Origin of the sequence: Pantoea sp. JV6 (assembly GCF_025910055.1) — a bacterium.
GTDB lineage: Bacteria > Pseudomonadota > Gammaproteobacteria > Enterobacterales > Enterobacteriaceae > Pantoea > Pantoea agglomerans.
The window spans coordinates 242,256-267,465 of the sequence record NZ_JAPCIM010000012.1; the positions used below are offsets into that span (position 1 = coordinate 242,256).

At 55.8% G+C, this 25,210-nt stretch carries 19 protein-coding genes; 1 reads left to right on the top strand and 18 read right to left on the bottom strand.

Annotated elements, in window-relative coordinates:
• Positions 1-36: 36 nt before the first annotated feature.
• The 6 genes from OK412_RS11450 to cmoM all read right to left on the bottom strand — a co-directional run bounded on the left by OK412_RS11450 (position 37) and on the right by cmoM (position 10,024).
• The gene (locus tag OK412_RS11450) at positions 37-585 is read right to left on the bottom strand and encodes a YcbK family protein (RefSeq protein WP_010254972.1); all 549 of its coding nucleotides are present in this window, start codon (positions 583-585) and stop codon (positions 37-39) included.
• 185 nt (positions 586-770) lie between these two features.
• Positions 771-2,582, bottom strand: coding sequence for a L,D-transpeptidase (gene ldtD / locus OK412_RS11455; RefSeq protein ID WP_010254970.1), 1,812 nt, complete (start codon positions 2,580-2,582; stop codon positions 771-773).
• Between the two features lie 147 nt (positions 2,583-2,729).
• Positions 2,730-7,217 (bottom strand): chromosome partition protein MukB, encoded by a 4,488-nt coding sequence (mukB, locus tag OK412_RS11460; protein ID WP_264353182.1) that lies wholly within the window; start codon positions 7,215-7,217, stop codon positions 2,730-2,732.
• Positions 7,214-7,939 carry a chromosome partition protein MukE gene (mukE, locus tag OK412_RS11465; protein WP_010669765.1) on the bottom strand — a complete coding sequence of 242 codons (726 nt, stop codon included), beginning with the start codon at positions 7,937-7,939 and terminating at the stop codon, positions 7,214-7,216. Before mukE ends, mukB begins: the two co-directional genes overlap by 4 nt.
• The gene (mukF, locus tag OK412_RS11470; RefSeq protein ID WP_010254963.1) at positions 7,920-9,242 is read right to left on the bottom strand and encodes a chromosome partition protein MukF; all 1,323 of its coding nucleotides are present in this window, start codon (positions 9,240-9,242) and stop codon (positions 7,920-7,922) included. The genes mukE and mukF overlap by 20 nt, the downstream gene beginning before the upstream one ends.
• Positions 9,239-10,024 carry a tRNA uridine 5-oxyacetic acid(34) methyltransferase CmoM gene (gene cmoM / locus OK412_RS11475; protein WP_010669764.1) on the bottom strand — a complete coding sequence of 262 codons (786 nt, stop codon included), beginning with the start codon at positions 10,022-10,024 and terminating at the stop codon, positions 9,239-9,241. The genes mukF and cmoM overlap by 4 nt, the downstream gene beginning before the upstream one ends.
• Positions 10,025-10,149: 125 nt before the next feature.
• Here cmoM and elyC point away from each other — a divergent pair, with 125 nt between their 5' ends.
• Positions 10,150-10,935, top strand: a complete 786-nt coding sequence (elyC, locus tag OK412_RS11480; protein WP_264353183.1) for an envelope biogenesis factor ElyC — start codon at positions 10,150-10,152, stop codon at positions 10,933-10,935.
• Here the strand turns inward: elyC and OK412_RS11485 are convergent.
• From OK412_RS11485 to serC, 12 genes are all read right to left on the bottom strand, one after another.
• Positions 10,915-11,808 carry a fructosamine kinase family protein gene (locus OK412_RS11485; protein ID WP_033771276.1) on the bottom strand — a complete coding sequence of 298 codons (894 nt, stop codon included), beginning with the start codon at positions 11,806-11,808 and terminating at the stop codon, positions 10,915-10,917. The two genes, elyC and OK412_RS11485, sit on opposite strands and share 21 nt — an antisense overlap.
• A 111-nt stretch (positions 11,809-11,919) precedes the next feature.
• Entirely contained in the window at positions 11,920-12,669 is a 750-nt protein-coding gene (kdsB, locus tag OK412_RS11490) for a 3-deoxy-manno-octulosonate cytidylyltransferase (protein ID WP_122458952.1), read from the bottom strand.
• Entirely contained in the window at positions 12,666-12,848 is a 183-nt protein-coding gene (locus tag OK412_RS11495; RefSeq protein ID WP_003849374.1) for a Trm112 family protein, read from the bottom strand. The genes kdsB and OK412_RS11495 overlap by 4 nt, the downstream gene beginning before the upstream one ends.
• Before the next feature lie 105 nt (positions 12,849-12,953).
• Entirely contained in the window at positions 12,954-14,168 is a 1,215-nt protein-coding gene (locus tag OK412_RS11500) for a winged helix-turn-helix domain-containing protein (protein ID WP_033779483.1), read from the bottom strand.
• A gap of 39 nt (positions 14,169-14,207) precedes the next feature.
• Positions 14,208-15,194: a tetraacyldisaccharide 4'-kinase gene (lpxK, locus tag OK412_RS11505; RefSeq protein WP_010254951.1), complete on the bottom strand. Its 987-nt coding sequence runs from the start codon at positions 15,192-15,194 to the stop codon at positions 14,208-14,210.
• A complete protein-coding gene (msbA, locus tag OK412_RS11510) occupies positions 15,191-16,939 on the bottom strand; it encodes a lipid A ABC transporter ATP-binding protein/permease MsbA (RefSeq protein ID WP_010669759.1) in 1,749 nt (582 codons plus the stop codon). Before msbA ends, lpxK begins: the two co-directional genes overlap by 4 nt.
• 34 nt (positions 16,940-16,973) lie before the next feature.
• Positions 16,974-19,229 carry a DNA internalization-related competence protein ComEC/Rec2 gene (locus tag OK412_RS11515; protein WP_264353184.1) on the bottom strand — a complete coding sequence of 752 codons (2,256 nt, stop codon included), beginning with the start codon at positions 19,227-19,229 and terminating at the stop codon, positions 16,974-16,976.
• A gap of 204 nt (positions 19,230-19,433) precedes the next feature.
• Positions 19,434-19,718: an integration host factor subunit beta gene (gene ihfB / locus OK412_RS11520; protein ID WP_003849360.1), complete on the bottom strand. Its 285-nt coding sequence runs from the start codon at positions 19,716-19,718 to the stop codon at positions 19,434-19,436.
• Positions 19,719-19,800: 82 nt separating this feature from the next.
• Positions 19,801-21,474 (bottom strand): 30S ribosomal protein S1, encoded by a 1,674-nt coding sequence (rpsA, locus tag OK412_RS11525; RefSeq protein ID WP_003849352.1) that lies wholly within the window; start codon positions 21,472-21,474, stop codon positions 19,801-19,803.
• Positions 21,475-21,582: 108 nt separating this feature from the next.
• The gene (gene cmk, locus OK412_RS11530; protein WP_010254946.1) at positions 21,583-22,269 is read right to left on the bottom strand and encodes a (d)CMP kinase; all 687 of its coding nucleotides are present in this window, start codon (positions 22,267-22,269) and stop codon (positions 21,583-21,585) included.
• A gap of 198 nt (positions 22,270-22,467) precedes the next feature.
• Positions 22,468-23,754 (bottom strand): 3-phosphoshikimate 1-carboxyvinyltransferase, encoded by a 1,287-nt coding sequence (gene aroA / locus OK412_RS11535; protein WP_010254943.1) that lies wholly within the window; start codon positions 23,752-23,754, stop codon positions 22,468-22,470.
• 82 nt (positions 23,755-23,836) lie between these two features.
• A complete protein-coding gene (serC, locus tag OK412_RS11540; protein ID WP_010669757.1) occupies positions 23,837-24,922 on the bottom strand; it encodes a 3-phosphoserine/phosphohydroxythreonine transaminase in 1,086 nt (361 codons plus the stop codon).
• Positions 24,923-25,210 lie beyond the last annotated feature (288 nt).

The window sequence follows — 25,210 nt, forward strand, 5'->3', positions numbered from 1 at the left end:
GCTCCATGACCGGCTCACGCAGCGTTGCCGGTGTCATTACCAGTGCCTGATCGGCCCGGTATCAATATGTACAAAGTTACTGCGGGGATAATATCCTACACCACCCGCACGCAGAGATAACGCCGCTTTGCGTACATTGGCCAGAGAAACCCCTTCGATATGGAAATCCATTGCCTGGCCTTTGGTGTGATAGCTGTGCTTTGCCACCCCAGGACCGCTCTCACGTAACATGTTGTTGGTTGCCAGTGAACGGTAGCCCGAAACCAGCTGTATCGGTTTACGCATTCCCAGCAGCGCCTGCAGCCGGAAGATTTGATCAAACAGGTGCGGATCGATGCTTTTCACTTTATTGGCGCGATAGTCACGGAAAAAGTGATTTAATCGTGACAACTCATCCTTGTCGTAACTCTTACCATTAAAAAACTCAGTTTTAAGGGTTTCACCGGTATGAAGATTATTAAGCATCAATACACGCGGGCGAGAGGTAGAAAGCGAGGCCCTTGCAGAAGCGGGTAATAATGCCAGACCGGCGGCGGCGCTACCGCACAGCAGTAGTTTGCGACGAAAAGAATCAATAGTAGACATGTAACGATTTACCTGAGAGTGAAGCCATAGAAATGTGCAAAAAGCGCACAGCCCGAACCATAACTTTCTCTCAGTAGAGCGTCAACCCATCTGCAACCTGTTTGCGTGGCGATCCCTGCAGGAATCGCCATTTGATAACATTTTTCTGAATAACCGGCCCGCCGCTAACGATTTAAAATCAATCACTAGAGCAGCAATTGCTCAGCCCGACTCAAAGCCTGGCTGCCCGAACGCGCGGTGTCATCATAATTGTAAATATCTGTGCGGAACTGTGGTTTGCCATCATCAGCGACCCACGCCGTCAGATAATAGAGATTGACCGGAATACGATGCCGAATGGGCACGTAGCGGGTGTCACCCTCTTTTAACGTACTGGAGATGCGGGCATCGTTCCAGCCCGCGTCCTGCAGTAATAAGCCTGCCAGTTCCGACGCTTTATTTACCCGGACGCAGCCTGAGCTGAGCGCGCGGATATCGCGCTGGAACAGGTTGTGGTTCGGCGTGTCGTGCAGATAGATCGCATCTGAGCTGGGCATATTAAATTTATAGCGGCCCAGCGCATTCGCCACACCCGGTGCCTGAATCAACCGATAGGGGAACGATGAAGCGGTGACCATGCGCCAGTCGATCATGCTGGGGTCGATCACTTCAGCGTCAGCGCTCCAGCCCGACAGCAGGGTATAGCCATGCTTATAGAGATAGGTCGGATCCTGCTTCACTTTAGGAATGATATCTTTACGCACCAGCGTGGTTGGCACATTCCACGGCGGGTTCAGCACCACATTATTGAGCGCGCTGCGCATCAACGGCGTTTTGCGATCGGGACGCCCGACGATGACGCGTGATGAGAGGATCTTGTTGCCGTTGTTGTAATAAATCAGCGAGTAGTTGGCGATGTTCACCATAATGCCGTTGTGCATATCGTCCGGCAGCAGGCGCAGTCGCTGAATGTTCAGCGCCAGCAACGAAGCACGCATCTGCGGAGAGACGTTAAGCCACTGCCGCGTTCTGGCACCGATAGCACCGTCGCCATCCAGTCCCTGCCACTGCTGGAAACGCTTCACACCCGCCACCAGCGTCTCGTCATAGACATTGGCGGTGTTCCCTTCCAGCGTCTGACTCTGAACGTTACCCGGCGATTGCAGTGAAGGCGCGGACAGATCGGTGACTGGCGCGGCAGAAGGGCTGACCGCAACCGGCTGGTCGCTGTGGGTCACTGGTGAGGCGGCCACCGGCACCGCATCGTCATCCGGTGCAGGTGCATTAACCTGCGCCGTTAACATGCCGCTGCGCTGCAGGATTTCACGCAGCGCCGGCACATCGTCACTGACCTGTCCCGGACGCAGTGTTTCACTGCTTTTCAGCTGCGGCCAGGGCTGCTTATCACCTAGCAGGGTTTTCAGCGCGGCGTGCATCGGCTGATACTGCGGGTGCTGCGGCTGCAGTGACGCAATAAACGTGTTGCCCGATCCTGCATTGACCGCGTTCTGCCACTGATTCACGACCGCCACCGACGGCTGTGTCAGCCGGTAGGGAACATTGCTGTAAAGCCAGGTTTCACCCTGCGTCGGCACATTCGAAACAAATTGCAGATAGCCCAGCATCGCATCGGACAGCGCGACATCCCGGGCAAAGCCGGTGATCGCCGGGTTAGTCAGACGCTCAATCCAGCGCGTGAACTGTGGCTGAACACCAGAAAGCGCCACTTCAGCCAGCTGCTGCTGAAATTTTTGTATCGCCTGGGGATCCTGCCAGAGCGGTTGCATATGGCGGGATGCATAGAGCGTCGCCAGCGGTGCCAGATAAAACGGCTGATCGGCGCTGGAAAACGCCTGCCGGATGCGTTGCTGACTTTCGGAAACGGAGATAGCCGCCTGCGTTGTCCCGGGCAAAGCGGCGATAACAGCGGCCTGCGGTAGCGTAAATGGAACAACGGTTAGCGCCAGCGCTAACAATGATAGAACGCGATGATGATTTAATTTTTTTACCAGCAACATCCCTGCCCCCTTGTTTTTCAACTTCGCAGTGTTCCCTGTATCCACTGCGACCGCGCCGTGACTCATCATGTGAGTATACAAACAAAAACGGCATTTGCCTCATGCGACAAATGCCGTAACCAGATTAACGAATGGTTCAGTTTTTGACTACGTTTCCGCCTGCGAATTTTCAGCGGTTAAATCGGGCAGCGCATCTGCGTCGCTTCCCGCCCGCACCGGCGAAGGATCGGCAGCAAAACCACGCAGACCGACCACATGCACATGCTCGGTGTTATTAAACACCTTACGCACCAGTTTGTAGGTCGTGCCTTTTTCCGGACTGATATTCTCCGGTGCTGCAATCACCAGCTGCATCTCCAGTCGCTCACAGAGTTCAAACAGCGTGGCGATGGAGCGGGCATCCAGACGGGCCGCTTCATCAAGGAACAGCAGTCGGCATGGCGAAATATCTTTGCCGCGCAGACGACGGGACTCCTCTTCCCAGCTCTGCACCACCATCACCAGAATGGACATACCGGTACCGATCGCTTCACCGGTTGAGAGCGCCCCGCTCTCTGCGCGCAGCCAGCCATCGGAACCGCGATTGACTTCCACTTCCATCTCCAGATAGTTGCGGTAGTCCAGCAGCTCCTCACCGATGGTCTGCGGCGTACGCTGCCCCATGTCGATATGCGGATTAAGACGCTGGTAGAGCTTCGCCAGCGCCTCAGAGAAGGTCAGGCGATTGCTGTTAAAGAGATCCTGATGCTGCTCGTGCTCTTCCGACAGCGTATCCAGCAGCATGGCGTGGGTTTCACGCACGTTCACGTTGAGCCGCACGCTGCGTACCTGACCAAAGCTGACGGTCTGCAGGCCCTGGTTGAGCTGGCGGATACGGTTCTGTTCACGCTGGATCGTTTTACGGATGATGTTGGCCGCACTGCGCGAACTGATTGCCAGCATCTGCTCACGTGCCGTCAGCTCTTCCGTCAGACGGTTCAGCTCGATTTCCATCTGCTCAATCGCTTCGACCGGATCGTCAGTCCGAATAATGTCCTGACGAATACGCTCGCGCAGATGCTGATAAACCGCAATAAAGAACTGAATTTTACGTTCCGGACGTTTTGGATCTTCAGAGAGTCGCAGCACGTCGCGCAGATGTTCGTTGTCCGCCACCGCCAGACGCAGCGCACCCAGCGCTTTATCCGACATAGAGCGCAGCTCATCGCCGCTCAGGTAGGCCAGTTCACGGCGATGCAGACGACGCTCAACGCCATTCTCTTTCACCAGACGCAGTACGGTACACCAGCCCGCTTTGGCGCTGACCACCTGTTCGCGCACCTGATGATACTGACGCTCCAGCTGACGCAGTCGCTTCTGCAGGTTATCCATCTCCGCTTCGCAGAAGGTAAGCTGTTTCTCCAGCTGATTGCGGCGGGCGCGGTTATGACTCAGTGCCGTGTAGAGCTCGTCACGGCGAACGCGCGCACGTTCTTCCGCGCTGCTGTCAGCCTGGACGCCAATGTCCTGCATCTCCTGCTGCAGCTCTTTCAGCATGTCGCGCTTGGCGTCATAGGCGCTTTTCAGCGAGGCCAGCACCTGGGAGTATTGCGTCAGCTGCGCCTGATGTTCACGCAGGCGATCACGACTGCGGCTGCGTTCGCCCTCAGCCTGCTCCAGACGCTGGCGTAGCTTATCGCTGAGGTCGTTGTTGCCATTGAGCATACTGGCCGAGTCGTCGTAGCTGAAGTGGGCGCGACGCTGCACCACTTCTGTCAGGGCAAAGGCCTGCTGACGCGCATTACGCTGCTGCTGCTGCGCCTGCTGATAATCAGCCTGTAACTGCTCATGCTGTTCCGGATCGCTCTGCAGCACGGCGATAATCGGTTCCAGCTTCGCCAGCTTAGCGCCATGCTGATGCAGGAAGCGCGCCGCTTCCTGTGCGGCATCGACCTGCTCGCGGATCTCTTCACAGCGATCGCCCAGCGTGTCGTCCAGCAGCAGATTGACGCGTGGCAGCAGCCGGTTTAACTGTGATACGCCCTCTTTGGCCAGCTCATACTGCTGACGCTGCTGCTGATTGTTGCTCTCATGCTGATTCAGCGCGCGCTCCAGCTCACCCCGGCGCGCGCCGAGCTGACGGATCTGCGCTTCCGGATCGGCGTCAAAGGCGACGGCCAGATGACTGCCGATAAAGCGGCTGAATGACTGATGCAGACGCTGCGTTTTCTGCACGTCGAACGACAGCGTGGCGTAGCGTTCGGCCAGCTTATCGCGCTCAAGATGCAGCAGCTCCAGCTGATTCTCACGCGCCGCGCGGCCAAACAGCGGTATTTTCGGGAAGCGGGAGTAGCGCCACTGACGCTCTGCCACCTTCACCACTACCGCATTCTGCAGTTCATCGACGCTGAAGACGCTGTCATCGAACGACTGCGGATCACCCTCGATCAGGTAGAGATCTTCCGGACACTCTTCCAGACCATCCAGCAACTCACGAACGCGCGAGAGATCCGGCACCACAATCGCATGACGCGACGGACCGTAGAGCGCCGAGAAGTAAGGCGCATCATCCAGCGTTACATCATCGTAAATCTCTGACAGCAACACGCCGCCAAACCGTTCTGCCAGCTGGGTCAGGCGCGCATCTTCGGCACCGCCCGGCTGGCTGAGCCGCTCAATCTGCCGCTCGATATCACGTTTTTGAGCGGCCACTTCGTCGCGCTCGACGGTGGTTTCACGCTCACGCTCCAGCAGCTGCTGCATATATTCGGTCACGTCCTGGCTGCTGTTCAGCGCCTGGCCGGTCTGCTCGCTAAGCTGGGTCAGGATCTCCTGAGCCGCCAGCCAGTGTGGCGCACGGGCGGTCAGGCTGGTGATGCGTTCACGCAGCTGCTCCAGCTCCTGGCGCATCATCATGCGCTGCTCACCGGCGTCGGAGACGCTGCTGTTCAGCTGTTCAATCTGTGCTTCAAGCTCCTGCTGCAGGCCTGCCAGCGCATCCGCTTCATAATGCTGCCCCTGACGCTTGCAGAATTCCGCCAGCAGGCGCTCCGCCTCATGCTGCTCGCGCAGACGCTGCTCCAGCTCATTCAGACGCAGACGCAGCGACGAGAGCTGTTCGGCGTGATGACGCTGGTTGCTGGCATCACGCAGCAGTTCGCGGCCGGTTTGCCAGGCGTCCTGACGGGTCACGTCACCGGCAATGCTGGTCACCAGCGCCAGCGCCTGTTCAAACTGACTGTGCGCTGCTTCCGCTACGCTCAGCTTCTGCTCCAGGCGCAGCAACCGTTCTGTCGCCTCTTCCTCTTTGGCCTGGAAGCTTTCCTGCCATTCGGCGGCATTGTCAATGCTCAGATCGGGCAACTGGCAGAGCGTGCGGGCGCGTTCCAGCGCCTGCAATGCCTGCTGATACTGGATGGCGCGGGTTTGCTGCACGTCGAGCGCCTGCTGGAAATCGGCCAGCTGGCTTTTCAGCTCATCCACTTCCAGCTCAGCCGCTTCGGCCCGCGCTTCATTCTCTTCCTGAATTTCACGCGCTTCGGCGACCACTTCGGTCTGCTCTTCCAGCCGCAGCGTCAGATCTTCGATATCCGCATCGTAGCGCTCAATCTTCTCCTGCTGACGCATCGCCGTCTGTACCAGGTTCAGGTGATCGCTGGCAGCCTGATAATCGACTTCAAGATCGTTTTCTGCACCACTGTGCTCAGCCAGTTCGCGCGCCATCTCAACATGACGATACTGCTCGGTGGCGAGCTGCTTACGGCTGCTGAACAGCTCGCTGCGCAGCTGTAACGCGCTGTCGAGGTGTCCCCGACGCTCGTTGGCGTGGCGCATATAGTCAGCCGAAACGTAGCTGGTCGCCTCGGAGATCAGATGCTTGAAGAGATCGCGGTCAGACTGGGTAACGCGGATCGCCTCCAGCGTCATGCGGTTCTCGCGCAGCGCGGCTTCCATATCCTGGAACGCTTTGCGCACGCCACTGTTTTCAGGCAGCAGGTAATCACGCAGCGATCGGGTGATGGCGCTGGAGATACCGCCATACAGCGAGGCTTCAATCAGACGATAAAACTTGCTGCGATCGCTGGCAGAGCGCAGACGACGCGGCACCACACCAAGATCAAACAGCATGGCGTGATAATCGGTGACTGAGTTATAGGCGCGGAACTGTACCCCTTCCTGCGCCTCAACCCGCTCTTTGACTTCGTTCAGCGGTAATACGCGTGCCTGACGGCTGTTGAGCACTTCCGTCAGCATATCGGTTGGGTTGGTGTCGGTGGGCAGGCCATGAATACTGAATGGCTTGATATCGACCTTTTTATCGCGTCCGGCGACCTGTTGCAGACGGACACCGACCACGACACGCTGATGGCGTGAGTTCACCACATCCAGCATGGAGTAGCAGACCCCAGCCCGCAGTTTACCGTGCAGACCCTTGTCACGGGATCCTGATGTCGCGCCCGCTTCGGTGGTATTACGGAAGTGCAGCAGCGTTAAATCGGGGATCAGCGCGGTGACAAATGCCGCCATCGTGGTGGACTTACCCGCACCGTTACCGCCTGACAGCGTGGTCACTAATTCATCGAGATCAAAGGTACGGGCAAAAAAGCCGTTCCAGTTGATCAGCGTAAGCGAACGAAACTTTCCGCGCTCAATCATGCCTGTTCTTCCTCTGCGTTCTCACTCGCGTCGCCTTCCTGCCCTTCACCGTCATCGGTGTCGACCGGTGCTGTCGCGTTTTCCAGTAGCATGGCCTCGCCATCACGAATCAGACGAAGCTGCGCTTCACGGGCGTCATCACCGCCGCGCACGTCGGCACCAAAGCGGAACACCGATTCCGTGATGCGGAACTTGCTGCTGTCATTGCCGAAAAACCACACCATGCCAAGGCGACGCAGGCGGCTCAGAGAGGCGCGCACTTTCTCCTGCAGTTTGGTGCGATCCAGATCCGAACCGGTTGAACGCTGGTTGACCAGCTTCAGCAGGCGGTTCTCATCGGCCAGAGAGAGCAGTTCGTCGTACAACTCCTGCTGGGTGAAGATACCTTCATTGGCCAGTCGTTCCGGGCTGAGATAGAGATAGCAGAGAATCTTCCCGACCATCATGTCCAGTTCAGAGAGCACGGAACGCGGAATCAGCGTGGTTGAACGCGGACGCAGATAGAAAAAGCCTTCCGGCGCACGGATTAACTCAACGTTATAGCGGCTGTAAAACTCTTCGAGAAACGACTGGTAGTCCATCAGAAAAGCGTGATTATCCAGCTCTTCGATACCGATATGGCGTCCGGCGCGTAACTGGCTGTCCAGCGCGGGAAAAATCGGGTTGGCCAGTGCCTGTGCCAGCTTAACCGGCATCACTTGTTCAATATTTGTCGATGACATGTGCCTGCACCTTGGCTCCGTAATCATTGATGGCTTGCCATTCCACAGGCAAACCGGCTAAATCAGCTTCCGCTACGCCAAGGCGCACCGCCTGATCCACCACAATACGCGCCAGATCGAAATGGCGGGCTCGGGGATACTGGGCCAGGTAGTCGCGCATCACTGACGCGAGGTTGAGCGGTTTTTGTTGCGATTTGTAGACCTGCAGCGCTTCTTCAATCATCGCTGCCAGCTGTTCGCGGATTTCGTTGATCTCTTCGTACTCCATCTCCGGCGGCAGTTCGCCCATCACTTCGTCGTTACGCAGCGTCAGCGCCTCATCACGCATGTCATACAGGCGGTCGGCGTTGGCATAGGTTAGCGCCCAGGGCGCGTCGAAGTAATTCTGCACCGATACCCGCAGGCGCTGCGCAAAGACGCGGTTTTTATCCATGTCGATGGCGGTACGAATAAATTTATGGACGTGGCGGTCATAGCCGATCCAGAGGTCAATCGCCTGCTGGCCCCAGCTGGTAATACGGTCGAGTTTGCTTTGCAGATCAAACACCAGCTTATCGACGAAGCCCAGATCGGGACTGTCCAGCGTGGCATCCTGAATGCGCAGCAGATTTTCCTGAAGTTTGTCGCCCGCGGCTTCCAGCGTATCCTGCAGTTCACGCAGCGTTCCTGAGGTTTCAGAAAGCAGCATTTCACAGCTGGAGATGGCCGCGCGCCAGTCTTTATTCAGCAGTTCGGCGATATCATTTTTAACCGCCTGCTGCTGTTCATCCATCAGACGCTGGGTCATATCGATGCTGTCAAAGATCTCCGCCACGGAATATTTCAGCGGCGCGAAAACATTGCGGTGCCAGTGAAACTCATCGCCATTTTCCTGCGCGGCATCGGCTGCCCGCTTAAGCTCATTGGCCACAATCGACAGCTGCATCGACAGGCGCAGAGTCGAGAACTCACGCTGGCGGATGTAATAGTCGGTGATGCCGATCGCCAGCGGCGTCAGGCGATAGATGGCATTGCCTTCCGTGATTTCGCTGGTAAAACGGTTGAGCAGGCGCTGTCGCACCATGTCGTTGATGGCGTTGTTGGCACGAACCAACACGGTTTCATGGGTTTGTTCGAAAGCTTTACTGACGTGACGGAAAGCATCAATCAGATCGCCTTCGCTCATTTCGCCATCCATCCGCTCACCGTTGAGGGTGGCGATAGCCAGCAAAAAGGCCAGACGTTCCACTGGCAGCGCAAGGGAAAAGTCATTTTTGCGCGCCCAGGAGACCAGTTCAGGTACCGTCTGGGAAAATTCACTCATAATTCGTCCTTCTGCCCGGGTTTACGCGCGGTCACGTGGATGTAGCGCCCTAAGCTCAAAAAGGGTTCCTGACGGCAGTAACGCCGCTCCATCTCAATAATTTCGTCGTCGCTTTTTGGCTCGCCCTTCGGCGGCTTCATGTAGTCACTGAACACCCGGATCCCGGCACGCTGCTCAATCACAAAGCCACACGCCTCCAGCCAGCGATAGACCTGCTCGGGGTCGCGCGGATAGTCAGGCGACAGCGTTCGCTTTTTGCGTTTGGTCAGGTTGGTGCGCAGATAGCCGAAGTTACCCAGCGTTAAGGTGCGCAATGTCAGGCCGTGCAGATTGTAAAACATCAGCGACATGACGCCCCCCGGACGCAGCAGATCGAACAGCGCTTTCAGCACCTTCTCCGGTTCAGCGACCCACTCAAGCACAGCGTGGAACAATACCAGATCCACCGGCTTATCCAAATGTTCGCCCACCTGCTGAGCGCTAATTTGTCTGAATTGCATGTTGTGGCTCACACCCTGTGCCGCTGCATTTTCCGCGGCCCGGCGCAGCATCTCGCTGGACAGGTCGCACAGCAGAACCTGATGGCCCTGCGCAGCAAGCCCGCTGGAGACCTGGCCGACACCGCCGCCAGCATCCAGCACCGACAGCGGGTGCGGTGACAGACCGGGTAGTATCTTCTCCAGCTCATCCCAGAGGATGGCCTGGCGTATCTTCCCTTTAGTGGTGCCGTAAATATTTTGCGAAAATTTATCCGCGAGATCGTCAAAGTTACGATCCTGCATGGCATGCGCTCCGGTATGCTGCGGTGAGACTTGTGCTATTTTGTCACAGGCACCAGAAGAATGAACCTTTCATCCCCATCTTCCCTTCCGGGTGCTCTATTTTCGGACAACAGGACTCTTTTTTGATGTTATTTACCCTTAAAAAAGTTATCGGCGGGCTGCTTTTACCCCTGCCGTTTCTGCTTTTGCTGATGGCGCTTGGCATTTTACTGCTTTGGTTTACTGGCTGGCAGAAAAGCGGCAAAACCGTGATCTCCGTCAGCTGGCTGTTACTGCTGCTGCTGAGCCTGCAACCGCTGGCCGATCGTCTGCTTTTGCCGCTGGATAGCCGCTATCCGACCTGGAACGGATCAGAGAAGGTGGACTTCATTGTGGTGCTGGGCGGAGGCTATACCTTTAACCCGGCATGGGCGCCCAGCTCGAACCTGCTGAATAACAGTCTGCCGCGTGTAGCAGAAGGCGTTCGTCAGTGGCAGCGGAATCCTGAGTCGACCCTGATTTTTACCGGCGCAGCGGGCGGCACCAATCCAAAGAGTAGTGCCTGGGTGGCGGCACAGGTGGCGGAAAGTCTGGGCGTTCCCCGCGAACATATTCAGATTCTCGACCAGCCCCGCGACACCGCGGATGAAGCGCAGGCGGTCAAAACCGTGGTGGGCGATCGCCCGTTTCTGCTGGTCACATCCGCGAATCATATGCCGCGGGCAATACGCTTTTTCCACGCGATCGGGTTGAAGCCGATGGCCGCTCCCGCTAATCAGCTGGCGATTACGTCACCGCTGAATGGATGGGAACGGGCGATACCCTCATCGATCTGGCTGAGTCACAGCGAACGTGCGGTCTACGAAACGCTTGGCACACTATTGCAACGGCTGAAAGGCGAGGAATCGGACTCAGCCGAGCCAGGGAAGTAATTGCGCGCGTGCATGGTCAAAACGCGGACGATTAAACGTGCCGGTCTGTACCAGATGCTCAATGCAGTCCCACAGTTGATAAACCCACCGACGCCAGACAAAACCCTCTGAAACCGGCGCCCGTTGCAGGTAGCTGTGCAGCAGCGCCGTTTCTGCAGGCGAGGTATCCAGATGGATAAGATCGTATTCACGGGGTGCCCAGAGGATGGTGCCCGGCTGTGTCATCGCGATTAACTGGTCACTGCGGCTATCTTTCAGCATGCTCTGCAGCTGAACGTTGCCGTGAACCATCACGCAGGGATCGTCGAAGCCGCGAAACAGATGCGCCAGTCGTGCCCGGCAGCGAAACAGAATCTGACGATCTTCCAGCGTAAAGGCTGGAGGACGCAGATAGCTCAGGGTCGCCCATAGCACTTCAACCCGTTGTGCATACCAGGCGGGCCAGCTGTTCTGCTGCGTGCTGTCCACCGTACCGACCAGGCCATGGCTGTCGAGCCGGTGCCAGGCCAGCACTCCCTCAACCACCTGTTCGCAAAACTGTTGCCAGCGCTGAGCATCCCGCGCAGGCGCTTCCGCCGTCACGCCATTCAGTCGCGCCAGCAGGAGCATTTCATGCACCGGCGGCTGCTGGCTCATCACCAGACCATAGACCGCTGGCACGGCGATCAGTCCGGCCTGGCCCAGCAGCGCCAGCTTTCTGGCTTCCATCGCCGCCCGGCCCTGATGACGAAAATATTTCGCCACCACCGGCATGGGGCGCCCGTCCCGATCGTATAACGCATAAAGCCGGGTGGGTGGATGTTCACTGATCATTTCGAGGCGGCTGATGGTTTCACCCAGCGCCAGCGTGAGTTCCGATTTAAGCTGTTCCATGCGGCATCCTCCTCAGATGAGTATCACAATATCCTGAAGGAAGTGTTGGAGATAAGTTTAGCGGCGGATCAAGAACGTTGCGCTGAAACGGGGAGACAGGCTCCCCGTTTGTCAGGCCTGCATGGCATCACGAACGCGTTGCAAATCGTCTGGCGTATCCACACCCACACTGGGAATGGTTTTCGCGACGGCGACATGAATTTTTTCGCCGTACCATAAAACACGCAGTTGCTCGAGCAGCTCAATCTGTTCCAGAGGACAAGGCGCCCAGGCGACATAGCGGCGAATAAAACCAGCACGGTAGGCGTAGATGCCAATGTGGCGCAGCAGCGTATCACCGATCTGCTCGCGCGATGCGGCGTACCGTTCACGATCCCAGGGGATAGTCGCCCGTGAAAAATAGAGTGCGTAGCCATTCACATCCATGACGACTTTCACCGCATTCGGATTAAAGGCTTCTTCCACATCGGTGATTGGCACCGCCAGCGTTGCCATCCCGGCCGCCGACCCCGCCAGATTGGTCGCCACCTGACGCACAATCTCGGCCGGAATCATTGGCTCGTCGCCCTGCACGTTTACGATGATTTCATCATCGGCAAAGTGATATTTTTCGATCACTTCCGCCAGTCGCTCAGTGCCAGACTGGTGATCGGCGCGCGTCATGCAGACTTCGCCGCCTGCCGCTTCCACTGCCTGCGCCACGTCGGGATGATCGGTGGCAACAATGACCCGGCTGGCACCCGATTCACGGGCCCGCTCCATTACATGCACGACCATCGGTTTACCGTGGATATCGAGCAGCGGCTTGCCGGGTAAGCGGGTTGACGCATAACGCGCAGGAATGATAGCGGTGAAACTCATGGATGAATCTCTTCAACTGACAGCGTGCGGGCTTCGGTTTCCAGCAGCACCGGAATGCCGTCCCGGACCGGGAAGGCCAGGCCATCAGGTTTGCAGATCAGCTCCTGTTGAGCATTGTTGAAGTAGAGTTTGCCATTGCAAACCGGGCAGGCAACGATTTCGAGTAAACGATGATCCATATGTCCTCCATCAGGGACCGAATGCTTAAGGATTCAAGCATACCATAGCGCGGCGCGTGCGGGATGGGGTAAAACGCCATCCCGCAGCGGCTGCCGCAAAATTGATTAATCCAGCGTCCACAGGGCTGGCCACTGATCGTTAAGCGCGTCGGGTGCCTGCAGGATAGCGACACTTTCAGCACCCTGCCACGTCGCGAAGCGTTCGATAGCACGCCGGATATCCAGCAAAAATCGCGCCGTAACGCGGGTCTTCTCCTCCAGCCAGATATTTTTAATCTCCAGCTGTTTTGCCTGACGCAGCATGCGGGCATCCAGCCGCCCTTTTATCTGGCCGCGATGGAGGATGGGCAAAACAAAATAGCCAAATTTGCGTTTTTCCTCTGGGGTATAGCACTCAATACGGTAGTCAAAATTGAACAGCTCACGCGCACGCTTGCGATCCCAGACCACCGGATCAAACGGCGACAGCAGCGCGCTGTGCGTCGCCTGCAGCGGCGTATCCAGCAACGGCACGTAGTCACGATGCAGCCACATCTCACCCAGTCCCTCTGTATTGACGGCGACCAGATCGCCCGCAGCCTGGGCGTCAGCGATAAAGTTGTTCACGGGTGCCCGCTTCAGGCGATAGTAATCCGCCAGCCAGGCCGCGCGGAAAATCCCTAAGCTGCGGGCGCTATTCATCAGCATCTGACGGGTCGCCTCCGCTTCACTGATGCCATGTATCGCATCCTGCCAGTCGGGCATCACGCGGCTGCGCAGATCGTAGACGCGCTGAAAATTACGGCGTTCGGTGACCATCAGCTCACCGGCGCTGAAGAGATTCTCCAGATGACGTTTGTGCGGTTTCCATGCCCACCAGCCTGACTTCGGGTTATCGGCATGGGTAAAATCGGCGGCGCGTACCGGGCCGTTGTCTCTGATCTGCTGAAGTAATTCGGCAATGGCCTGCTGGTGCTCAGCGACCCATTGCGCATTGTATTTCCAGCCCAGACGTTCCGGCGACAGCATGCGATGACGAAGAAGTCGGTAATCGGCACGGGGAATAAAGCAGGCTTCGTGCGCCCAGTACTCAAAGAGTTCGCCCTGTGCCAGAGCCTGTTCCAGCCATGCCTGAGGATAGTTCCCCAGGCGACTGAACAGCACCAGATACGGACTACGGGCCACCACATGAATGGTATCGATTTGCAGCAGCGACATGCGGGAAATGCAGTCAATCAGATCCTGATAAACAGCACGTTTTGCCGGAGTTCGCAGCAGGCCCTGCGCGGCGAGATGAAGGTGGCGTGCTTGCTGTAACGAAAGTGAATGCGTACTGTTCATCCTCTTCCTTATCAGGCTTCACCTGAACGGGGGCGGGTATCAGGAAATATGGCGGCAGAGTTGTTCAATGTCATCCAGTAACGGCGTCACGGCATTACCAGTTAAATGGGCATCGACCGGCAAATACCACCAGTCAGGCTGGGCAAAGTGACGGCATTTCACCGCGTCTTTTTCGGTCATCAGCAGTTGCTGACCCGCCTGGAGTAATCGGGTCAGTTCATCTTTGCTGTAGGCATGATGATCGGCAAAGGCGATCTCTGCGACCGGCGTTATACCCTGCTGTTTCAGCGTGGTGAAAAAACGCGGGGGATGACCAATACCGGCCATGGCGACTACCGCACCCAGTTGCTCCGGCGGGCAGGTTTCACCGGTCAGCAGATTGGTGGCCAGCCCGGGCTGAAGTTGCATGGCAATCTCGTCGGGCTGTGCTTCGCCGCCGTTAATGATCACGGCATCGACCTGCTGCAGACGATCGGCACGTTCACGCATCGGACCGGCAGGCAACCACCAGCCATTACCAAAACGACGGACCCCATCAACCACCACGATCTCGCGATCGCGCTGCAGGGCGTAATGCTGCAGGCCATCATCCGTGATGATCACATCCAGCGAACCCTGTTTCAGTAACGCCTCAATCGCCCGTCGCCGTTGAGGGGCGACCGCGACCGGCGCCCCGGTGCGCTGGGCGATCAATACCGGCTCATCCCCGGCCTGTTCGGTGGGGGTCTGCGCCGTGACCAGCAAGGGATAGTGGTCCGCCTTACCGCCATATCCTCGGGAGACCACGCCAGCGCGCAGGCCGCGCTGCTGTAACGCCTCGACCAGCCAGATGACCACCGGCGTCTTTCCATTCCCGCCGGCAGTCAGGTTACCCACCACCACGACCGGCAGAGGCGCACGCCAGCTTTTACGCCAGCCGCGCCTGTAACTGAAGCGTATCAGGGCCGTGATCGCACCATACAGCAGGCTGAATGGCCATAGCAGTAACCATAGCGGTGAACGACCACTCCAGATACGTTCAATCATTGGCCGAATTGCATCTTGTGCAGCTGTGCATAGGCGCCGCGTTCTGCTAACAGCACCTGATGCGTACCGCGTTCAACAATCTGACCATCTTCAATTACCACAATTTCATCCGCTTTCTCGATGGTAGAGAGTCGGTGCGCAATTACCAGCGAGGTACGGTTCTTCTGCAACTCATCCAGTGCAGACTGAATCGCGCGTTCAGACTCGGTATCCAGCGCCGAGGTGGCTTCATCGAGGATCAGGATCGGGCAATCTCGTAACAGTGCACGGGCAATGGCAATACGCTGACGCTGACCGCCAGATAACAGCACGCCATTCTCGCCAATCATCGTATCCAGGCCCTTATCCATTTTATTGATAAAGTCCATGGCATGCGCCATGGTGGCCGCCTGCTCGATCTCTTCACGGCTGTATTGCTCACTGCGGGCATACGCGATGTTATTGGCAATCGTGTCGTTGAAGAGGTGCACATTCTGTGACACCAGCGCCACCTGATTACGCAATGAGCGCAGGCTGTACTCACGCAGATCATGACCGTCCAGCAGGATTTCGCCCTGCTGGATATCATAAAAGCGGGTCAGCAGGCTCGCCATCGTAGACTTACCGGAACCGGAACGGCCCACCAGCGCCACCGTTTTTCCTGCCGGCAGCGACAGATTGATATTACGCAGTGCCGGAATTTCACGGCCTGGGTAGGTAAAGGTGACATCACGGAATTCAATATCCCCTTTAGCACGGGTGATTTCGCGCGTACCGTTATCCACTTCCTGCTCACTATCCAGAATAGAGAACAGTGTCTGACAGGCCGCCATCCCACGCTGGAACTGGGCGTTGACGTTGGTCAGAGACTTAAGCGGGCGCATCAGGGCAATCATCGAGGAGAAGACCACGGTGATGGTACCGGCTGTCAGGGTATCCATGACGCTGGGGAAGCTGGCGGCATAGAGCACAAAAGCCAGTGCCAGCGACGCGATCAGCTGAATAATCGGATCGGAAATGGAGGAGGCTGAAACGAGTTTCATTCCCTGCTGACGCATCCGGTTACTGACGCGGGAAAAGCGCTCCGATTCAATGTCCTGTCCGCCAAAAATCAGCACTTCTTTGTGCCCTTTCAGCATCTGTTCTGCGCTGGTTGTCACCTGCCCCATAGTGTTCTGCATACTTTTGCTGATGGTGCGGAAGCGCTTAGAGACGGTGCGGATAGCAAAGGAGACGATAGGTGCCAGTACAATCAGGATCAGCGACAGCTGCCAGCTGTAGTAGAACATCATGATAAACAGGCCAATAATGGAAGCCCCTTCACGCACTACGGTGACCAGCGCGCCCGAAGAAGAGGAGGCGACCTGCTCAGAATCGTATGTAATGCGTGACAACAGGGTGCCGGTTGACTGCTGGTCGAAAAACGAAACCGGCATGCCCATCATATGGCTGAACAGACGACGGCGGATGTTCATCACGACGTTGCCAGAGACCCAGGAGATGCAGTAGCTGGAGATATAACTGGTAACTCCGCGTACCAGCATCAGGCCAATAACCACTAACGGCAGCCATAGCATCACCGATCTGTCAGCTTTACCAAAACCATCATCCAGTAACGGTTTCAACAGTGAGAGCATTAAGGCGTCGCCCGCAGCATTAATAATCAGGGCGACTGAGGCCGCAATTAATCCCGCTTTATTAGGCGCGATCATCGGCCAGAGTCGGCGAAACGTCTGCCACGTAGAGAGATCTTTATCTTGATGCATTATTTATTCACGCTGTTGGAAATAGCCGGCCATTCTACCTGGATTCGCGTTTGACGCCAAACCACTGATGATACCAACGGGGCATTAATTGTTCCCGCAGGGTAGAAACCTGCGCTCTGCCCTGCTCTATCCTGATACTGATTTGTCCTGACTGGCCCGTATCCAGCCACTGAAAACCGGCCGTTCGGTAGTTTTCCAGCACATTTTTCGCGGGCATGCGCCATGCATTGTAGCGTGCCAGCGAGGCGATAGCGGTGTGGCCTGCGGCTTTACGCAGCAGCAATGAGGTCGACGACGTCCGGCTACCGTGGTGCGGGACCTGCAGAATATCGACCTTCAGCCCCTGCTTCTCCAGCGCCACCAGCTGGCGTTCCGCTTTCGCTTCAATATCACCGGTTAACATCAGCCGGACCTGACCATCATCGACGATCACCACACAGGAGTCATTATTTCCGCCCGGCAGGGGTGCCGTCAGCGGCCAGACCACCCGAAAGTGGAGCTGCCGCCAGCGCCACTGCGTGCCCCGTACGCAGGGTAAGTGTGCCTCATCAGCCAGCGTACTTCTGACTTCAACCGCTGGCCAGCGTTGAGTAATCGCCTCCAGCCCGCCAGTATGATCCAGATGTTTATGACTCAGGATGACCTGTTTTAACCGTAACTGCCTGCGCTCCAGCCATGGAATGATCACCCGACTCCCCGCATTATCGTTCTGCCAGCGCGGGCCGGTGTCATACATCACCGCCTCGTCGCCCTGGCTGATCACCAGACTCAGACCGTGCCCGATATCCAGCATATCGATGCGCCAGCCCTGCTCCGGATTTGGCTGGCGACTCAGTATCATCGCCAGCGCTAACGCGCAGCTGCTTAGTGGCAGAGAGAAGAAGAGCTGCGCACGCCAGAGAATCAGACCGCCCCATACCATAACCGTAAACCAGGTTGTGCCACTCAGCGGCCACCAGCCTGGTGGCAGCAACGTCAGGCAATGAAACAGTGCTCGTAAAGAGAGATCGGCCGCTCCCCAGAAGAAGCCAGATAAATGCGCCACCGGCAGCAGCAGGGCGAGCGTCACCAGTGGCATGGTAATAAACGAGACGACCGGAATCGCGACAACATTTGCCACCAGCGCAGTCAGGCTGATACCGTTGAAAATCGCCACCTGCAACGGCACCATTAAAATCATCATGCCCGCCTGTAAATGCAGCAATTGTACCGGAATCCAGCGCCGTTGCTGACGGAACGACGCGGGCAGCGGGAACCAGTGATACCAGACCAGCAGCATGCCGACAGCCAGTACCGAGAGCCAGAAGCTGTCTGAGAGCACGGTCAGCGGGTCGGTTACCAGCAGCAACGCAATACAGAACGTCCAGACCTGCCAGCTATTCAGCTGAACTCCCGCAAACCGTGTTATTGCCCATAGCGTCAGGGCAAGCAGCGAACGCTCTGCGGGAGGCTGTGCACCAGAGAGCCAGGTATAGATTGCAGCAAACAGCCAGCTCACGATGAGGGGGAAAAGATAGCTGATATAACGGGCTGGCAAGATAAATTGCACCCCACGCGCAATCATCCAGCCGGTGCTGGCGGCCAGGGCGATATGCATGCCCGATATCGCCATCAGATGCGCGGTACCGGTATCCCGCAGTAGCTGACGCGTCTGCTGGCTCATCTCATCCCGAATGCCAAAAGCCAGTGCCTCCAGCGTTGCACGTGCAGGCATTGCACGGGTCCTGTCACGATGCCATAAAATAAATCGCCAGCGGCTATCACAGCGATCGCTTACCGCAGTCTGCTTAAGGATTCGTCCCTGAAGCGGCGTATTATTAGCCAGTGCAAAACGCTGCGCATCAAAATCGCCCTCATTAAGGCGGGCATGTACCGGTCGCAGACGTAGTTGCATCGTCCAGCGTTGTCCTGGACAGTAGACCTCCGGATCAGCATCAAACCAGATCCAGGCAAAGCGAGGCGGAAAAATCATCCTGCCCTCCTCTTTCAGCAGACGAACCCGGATTTGCTTCCGCTCTTTCCGCAGTTCACTGATCTGAAGGGTGTAGGTGGCAGGACGCGCCGAGAACTTTTCGATATCCCGCACTATCAGACGGGCGTCGTTACAGGCCCATGCCAGCAACAGCAGAGTAATACCGGCCAGACGGACGGGTTGGTAAGGGCAATGCAGCAGAGCCAGTCCTGTGAGGAGGAAGCCCCACATCACCTCACCGGAAGGCAGCCGGGCCATCAGCATTAGCGGTAACGTTGCAACGATCGCCAGTCGCGCCAGAACGGTCCATGTCAGCATAATCGTATCCATTGATTCAGTTCGATTATTCTGGGCAAAGGAGGTAAAAGTAACAGCGGATGATCAGGCAGGCTGGAGCGCTCTCACAAAGAGAGTGCGGCGTTGCAGTGTTGATGACAGCAATCCGGATGTCAGATCTGAGCCTGAATCGCAGGCAAAAAAAAACGACATCCGGAGATGTCGTTTATCTGGTTCGGTATCGGCTTAGCCGTAGATATTTGCGCGATCGCGCAGCTCTTTGCCTGGCTTAAAGTGGGGAACGTATTTACCTTCCAGATCCACTTTGTCACCCGTTTTCGGGTTACGTCCAGTACGCGGAGCGCGATAGTGCAAAGAAAAGCTGCCGAATCCCCGGATTTCGATGCGTTCGCCCTGTGCCAGCGTAGTGGCCATGTGCTCAAGCATCTCTTTTACTGCATCCTCAACGACTTTCGCCGGTATATGAGTATGCTGTCCCGCCAGTCTTTCGATCAGTTCTGACTTGGTCATGTAACCTCCGGTTTATCCCTATGGGAATGTATGACAGCTTTTACCGAAACCGGGTGGTTGCCCACCCGGTGCTTCAGGCCGATTACTCGCCTTTAGCCGCTTTGAACGCTTCAGCCATAGCGCTAGAGAAATTGCCTTCTTCCTGTTTGGTGTTAACAGTATTGATAGCTTCTTTCTCATCAGCCTGGTCTTTCGCACGGACAGACAGGCTTACGACACGGTTTTTACGATCAACGCCGGTGAACTTAGCTTCAACGTCGTCGCCAACGTTCAGAACCAGAGTTGCATCTTCAATGCGGTCCAGTGAAGCTTCAGAAGCGCGCAGGTAACCCTCAACGCCGTCTGCTAATTCAACTGTAGCACCTTTAGCATCAACTGCAGTCACTTTACCGGTGACGATGGCACCTTTCTTGTTCAAAGTGATGTAGTTGTTGAACGGATCTTCTGCCAGCTGTTTAACGCCCAGAGAGATACGCTCGCGCTCTGCATCAACCTGCAGTACAACGGCAGCGATTTCGTCGCCTTTTTTGTACTCACGAACGGCTTCTTCGCCAGTCGCGTTCCAGGAGATGTCAGACAGGTGAACCAGACCGTCGATGCCGCCATCCAGGCCGATGAAGATACCGAAGTCAGTGATTGACTTGATTTTACCTTCAACACGATCGCCTTTGTTGTGCGTCTCAGCGAACAGCTGCCATGGGTTAGATTTACACTGCTTCAGACCCAGGGAGATACGACGACGCTCTTCGTCAATGTCCAGAACCATAACTTCAACCACGTCGCCTACGTTAACAACTTTAGACGGATGGATGTTTTTGTTGGTCCAGTCCATTTCAGACACGTGTACCAGACCTTCAACGCCTTCTTCGATTTCCACGAAGCAGCCGTAATCAGTCAGGTTGGTAACACGACCGGTCAGGCGAGTGCCTTCCGGATAGCGTTTAGCGATAGCAACCCATGGATCTTCGCCCAGCTGCTTCAGACCCAGAGAAACACGGGTACGCTCGCGGTCGAACTTCAGCACCTTAACGGTGATTTCGTCGCCCACGTTGACGATTTCGCTTGGATGCTTAACGCGTTTCCATGCCATGTCAGTGATGTGCAGCAGGCCATCAACGCCGCCCAGATCAACGAATGCACCGTAGTCAGTCAGGTTCTTAACGATACCTTTGACTTCCATGCCTTCCTGCAGGTTTTCCAGCAGCTGATCGCGCTCTGCGCTGTTTTCGGATTCGATAACCGCACGACGTGAAACCACGACGTTGTTGCGTTTCTGATCCAGCTTGATCACTTTGAATTCAAGCTCTTTGCCTTCCAGGTGCAGCGTATCGCGCACCGGACGCACATCTACCAGTGAACCTGGCAGGAACGCACGGATACCGTTGAGCTCAACTGTGAAGCCGCCTTTAACTTTGCCGTTGATAACACCGGTAACAGTTTCAGCGTCTTCGTAAGCTTTCTCCAGCGTGATCCATGCTTCATGGCGCTTAGCTTTCTCACGGGACAGCAGGGTTTCACCGAAGCCGTCTTCCACTGCATCCAGAGCAACATCAACTTCGTCGCCTACCTGGATTTCCAGTTCGCCGGCTGCGTTCTTGAACTGCTCTGCAGGAATTGCAGATTCAGATTTCAGACCCGCATCAACCAGAACGACATCTTTGTCGATAGAAACGACGATGCCACGAACGATAGAACCCGGGCGGGTTTCGATTGTTTTTAAGGATTCTTCAAATAGTTGAGCAAAAGATTCAGTCATATTGATAATCTTCAGGATTCTTCAATTTAACGTCCATCTGACTTCATGTCGGATGGGGTTGTTTCACATGCCCGGCACCGGATCCATGGTACAGGGTGGTAGATTCAGTTAAGCCGTAATACCCAGCTTCTCGCGGGCATATTGTAGCGCTTTTTCAATGACTTGATCGATAGACATCTCGGTAGAGTCCAGAACCAATGCATCGCCAGCGGCTACTAAAGGCGCAATTGCGCGATTACGATCGCGGTCGTCGCGTTCTTTTATCTCGGCTAAAAGGCGGTCAAAGTTAACATTAAAGCCATTATCCTGCAACTGTAGCATACGGCGCTGAGCACGCTCTTCCGGGCTGGCATCAAGGAAAATTTTCACTGGCGCATCCGGAAAAACCACGGTGCCCATATCACGGCCATCAGCAATCAGGCCCGGCATCTCGCGGAAACCGCGCTGGCGGCGCAATAATGCTTCGCGTACCCGGGGAAAAGCGGCAACACGAGAAGCGGTGTTGCTGACCTCCTGAGTACGGATTTCACCGGTGACATCTTCACCTTCAAGTATGACCTGCATTTCACCATTTTGTGACACAAAGCGCACATCCAAGTGAGCAGCAATCGGCACCAGCGCTTCTTCAGATTCAATCTCCACCTGATGATGCAATGCGGCCAACGCCAGCACGCGATAAATAGCACCGGAGTCCAGCAGATGCCACTGCAGCGATTCCGCCATCGCTTTGCACAGGGTTCCCTTTCCCGCTCCACTTGGCCCATCAATAGTTATGACCGGGGCAGTTACTGTCATTATTCCCTCCTGTTGCTGCGTGCTTCCTGACCTTTCGGTCACCATTAATGACTAGCATTATACGCTGCATAGCACGGCTTGGTTACCCTTTCGCACTGATCAGGTTCGTAATCTTAGTCAATTCAGAGGATCTCTGGCCTGTTACAGCCAGATAAAATCAGGGGAGTTCCGGTGCGAACCGCACCGGAAGGGAAGATATCAGGCGCTCTGGCTGATTTTAGCCAGTTGAACGAAATAGTCCGGGAAGGTTTTTGCAGTACAGCCAGGATCGAGAATGGTCACCGGGGTATCAGAAAGTGCAACCAGAGAGAAACACATCGCCATGCGGTGGTCATTGTAGGTGCCAATATCCGCATGAATCAGCGTCGCTGGCGGCGTAATGCGGATGTAGTCATGACCCTCTTCGACTTCTGCCCCGACTTTACGCAGCTCTGTGGCCATTGCGCTCAGTCGATCGGTCTCTTTTACCCGCCAGTTATAAATATTGCGTAACCGGGTGGTGCCCTCTGCAAATAGCGCCGTAGTCGCGATGGTCATTGCAGCATCCGGAATATGGTTCATGTCCATATCGATGGCCTGCAGTTTGCCGGCCGTACAGGCAATGTAATCATCGCCCCACTCAATCGTCGCGCCCATCTTTTCCAGCACGTCAGCAAACCGGATGTCACCCTGCACACTCTGGCGTCCAATCCCGGTGACGCGAACCGTTCCGCCTTTTATAGCGGCAGCGGCCAGGAAATAGGAAGCGGAAGAGGCATCGCCTTCAACCAGGTAATCACCCGGCGACTGATACTGTTGCTGTCCCTTGATCAGGAAGCGCTGATAGTTCTGATTCTCAACCTCGACGCCAAAGCACTGCATCAGATTAAGGGTAATATCGATGTAAGGTTTCGACACCAAATCACCTTTGATGGTGATGCAGGTATCCTGCTGTGCCAGCGGCGCGGTCATCAGCAGCGCTGTCAGGAACTGGCTGGAAACGCTGCCATCCACACTGACTTCACCCCCGGTAAAACCACCGCGTAAACGCAGCGGCGGATAGTTTTCGTTTTCCAGGTACTCAATGGTTGCTCCGCCCTGACGAAGTGCGTCAACCAGATGCCCGATTGGACGCTCTTTCATGCGGGGTTCGCCGGTCAGTTCGATATCGTGCTGGCCCAGACAAAGTGCCGCGGCCAGCGGACGCATTGCGGTTCCGGCATTGCCCAGAAACAGTGACAGCGGTTGAGATGCGTGCAGTGGCCCGGCATTTCCCGTCACTTCACACAGGGTGCGATCGCTGGAAAGCGTATAGCTTACACCAAGCGCGGTCAGCGCGTTCAGCATGTGCTTAACGTCGTCGCTGTCGAGCAGGTTGGTAAGACGGGTTGTACCTTTAGCCAGAGCAGCCAGCAGCAATGCACGATTGGAAACGCTCTTTGAGCCGGGCAGATTTACCGTGCCGTTGACGCGCGCAATCGGTTGGAGAGTCAGGGAGTCCTGCATGTGAAACGAAATCCTCAAAAAATACAGAGACCTCGCCGTGTGACGAGGTCTGGCATCAGCATCAATGCTGATATCTTAATAATCAGCCGTGACGGCGTTCAAAATCGACCATGAAATCGGTCAGGGCCTTCACACCTTCCAGCGGCATCGCATTATAAATAGAGGCGCGCATACCGCCTACTACACGATGGCCTTTAAGCGCGTGTAATCCCGCCTTAAAAGACTCCTCCAGGAACAGCGCATCGAGTGAAGCATCGGCCAGCTGGAAAGGGATGTTCATGCGTGAGCGGTTTTCTGTTGCCACATCATTACGATAGAAGCCACTGTGATCGATTACGCCATAAAGCAGGTCAGATTTTGCCTGATTGATACGATCAATTTCAGCGACACCGCCCTTCTCTTTCAGCCATTTAAACACCAGCCCTGAGAGATACCACGCAAAAGTCGGCGGGGTGTTAAACATCGAATCGTTATCGGCCAGCACTTTGTAATCGAGGATTGAGGGCACAGAGGCGTGCGCCTGACCCAGCAGATCTTCGCGAACGACAACCAGCGTTAATCCGGCCGGGCCCACATTTTTCTGCGCACCCGCATAAATCACACCGTAACGACTCACATCGATAGGGCGTGACAGAATGGTGGATGAGAAATCAGCAACAACGGTTTTACTGCCAAAGTCGGGCTGTTCGTCAATCGCGATGCCATCAATGGTTTCATTCGGGCAGAAATGCAGGTAAGCGGACGTCTCACTCACCTCCCATTCGCTCATTGGCAGGATGGCTCGTTTACCGTCGCGCGTTGTTTTGACATCCAGCGTGCGTGGGGAACAATACTTTTCCGCTTCTTTTATTGCGCTATGCGCCCAGTAACCGCCATCAACATAGTCGGCACTGGTCGCTTTACCCAGCAGATTTCCCGGTACGGCAGCGAACTGCGCACGCGCCCCACCATGACAGAATAAAACTTTGTAATTCGACGGTATTTTTAGCAGATCACGGAAGTCCTGCTCCGCTTCTTCAGCCACCTGAATAAACTCTTTACTGCGGTGACTGATCTCCATTACAGAGGTACCCAGACCGCGCCAGTTCGTCAGTTCCTGTTCTGCACGACGAAGCACTTCAACCGGTAGCATCGCCGGGCCAGAGCTAAAATTATAAACTTGCGTCATTTCCCCTCACCACTGTCATATCGAACGGTTATGAATAACCATCCGGTTTTATCACTGCATTCTGATAGCTGCAATCATAAATCAGGGAGCGGTCACATTTTCTGAATCTGGCTCGCCGGAGGTTATGTTACCAATGCAAATCTGCGCGGAATTTTGTGAGGCTTTATCCAGCGCCATTAATTCGCGTTTGGCCTGAGAGCAGAAGTGATGAAAAGTAAGCCGGTAAAGTAAGCCGGTAAAAATGTCCCGCCCTGATAGCGGTCTGTTAGCAAAATCCGTATCATTGCG

Coding starts and splice junctions, on each gene's coding strand:
- OK412_RS11450 (WP_010254972.1), bottom strand. CDS start 585: ATGTCTACTATTGATTCTTTTCGTCGCAAACTACTGCTGTGCGGTAGC.
- ldtD (WP_010254970.1), bottom strand. CDS start 2,582: ATGTTGCTGGTAAAAAAATTAAATCATCATCGCGTTCTATCATTGTTA.
- mukB (WP_264353182.1), bottom strand. CDS start 7,217: ATGATTGAGCGCGGAAAGTTTCGTTCGCTTACGCTGATCAACTGGAAC.
- mukE (WP_010669765.1), bottom strand. CDS start 7,939: ATGTCATCGACAAATATTGAACAAGTGATGCCGGTTAAGCTGGCACAG.
- mukF (WP_010254963.1), bottom strand. CDS start 9,242: ATGAGTGAATTTTCCCAGACGGTACCTGAACTGGTCTCCTGGGCGCGC.
- cmoM (WP_010669764.1), bottom strand. CDS start 10,024: ATGCAGGATCGTAACTTTGACGATCTCGCGGATAAATTTTCGCAAAAT.
- elyC (WP_264353183.1), top strand. CDS start 10,150: ATGTTATTTACCCTTAAAAAAGTTATCGGCGGGCTGCTTTTACCCCTG.
- OK412_RS11485 (WP_033771276.1), bottom strand. CDS start 11,808: ATGGAACAGCTTAAATCGGAACTCACGCTGGCGCTGGGTGAAACCATC.
- kdsB (WP_122458952.1), bottom strand. CDS start 12,669: ATGAGTTTCACCGCTATCATTCCTGCGCGTTATGCGTCAACCCGCTTA.
- OK412_RS11495 (WP_003849374.1), bottom strand. CDS start 12,848: ATGGATCATCGTTTACTCGAAATCGTTGCCTGCCCGGTTTGCAATGGC.
- OK412_RS11500 (WP_033779483.1), bottom strand. CDS start 14,168: ATGAACAGTACGCATTCACTTTCGTTACAGCAAGCACGCCACCTTCAT.
- lpxK (WP_010254951.1), bottom strand. CDS start 15,194: ATGATTGAACGTATCTGGAGTGGTCGTTCACCGCTATGGTTACTGCTA.
- msbA (WP_010669759.1), bottom strand. CDS start 16,939: ATGCATCAAGATAAAGATCTCTCTACGTGGCAGACGTTTCGCCGACTC.
- OK412_RS11515 (WP_264353184.1), bottom strand. CDS start 19,229: ATGCTGACATGGACCGTTCTGGCGCGACTGGCGATCGTTGCAACGTTA.
- ihfB (WP_003849360.1), bottom strand. CDS start 19,718: ATGACCAAGTCAGAACTGATCGAAAGACTGGCGGGACAGCATACTCAT.
- rpsA (WP_003849352.1), bottom strand. CDS start 21,474: ATGACTGAATCTTTTGCTCAACTATTTGAAGAATCCTTAAAAACAATC.
- cmk (WP_010254946.1), bottom strand. CDS start 22,269: ATGACAGTAACTGCCCCGGTCATAACTATTGATGGGCCAAGTGGAGCG.
- aroA (WP_010254943.1), bottom strand. CDS start 23,754: ATGCAGGACTCCCTGACTCTCCAACCGATTGCGCGCGTCAACGGCACG.
- serC (WP_010669757.1), bottom strand. CDS start 24,922: ATGACGCAAGTTTATAATTTTAGCTCTGGCCCGGCGATGCTACCGGTT.